The following is a 291-nucleotide window of genomic DNA, read 5'->3' as shown; positions in this document are numbered from 1 at the left end:
AATCCAGTTTGATGATTGTTATAAAGGAAATCCACTCGTTAATGCGATGTGTGTTGGATTAATTGATCATGATCGTTTACAAGTCGGTCAGGCAAAAGGGATCGGCAATACGGTTATGTACATCGGTTCAAAAACAGGACGTGACGGCATTCACGGTGCGACTTTTGCCTCTGAAGAATTAACAGACGATTCACAAGAAGATCGTCCAGCTGTTCAAGTTGGTGATCCATTTATGGAGAAGTTATTAATTGAAGCTTGTTTAGATTTAGTCGAATCCGATGCATTAGTCGG

At 40.5% G+C, this 291-nt stretch carries 1 protein-coding gene; it reads left to right on the top strand.

The window, feature by feature from the left end; all coding sequences use genetic code 11:
- A partial coding sequence (locus A194_RS19155; RefSeq protein ID WP_040403429.1) for an AIR synthase-related protein occupies positions 1-291 on the top strand: 291 nt, incomplete at both ends.

It is taken from the genome of Alkalibacillus haloalkaliphilus C5, assembly GCF_000269905.1.
GTDB lineage: Bacteria > Bacillota > Bacilli > Bacillales > Alkalibacillaceae > Alkalibacillus > Alkalibacillus haloalkaliphilus_A.
The sequence above is the reverse complement of the archived record's forward strand: the minus strand, read 5'-3'. Positions and strand labels throughout refer to the sequence as shown.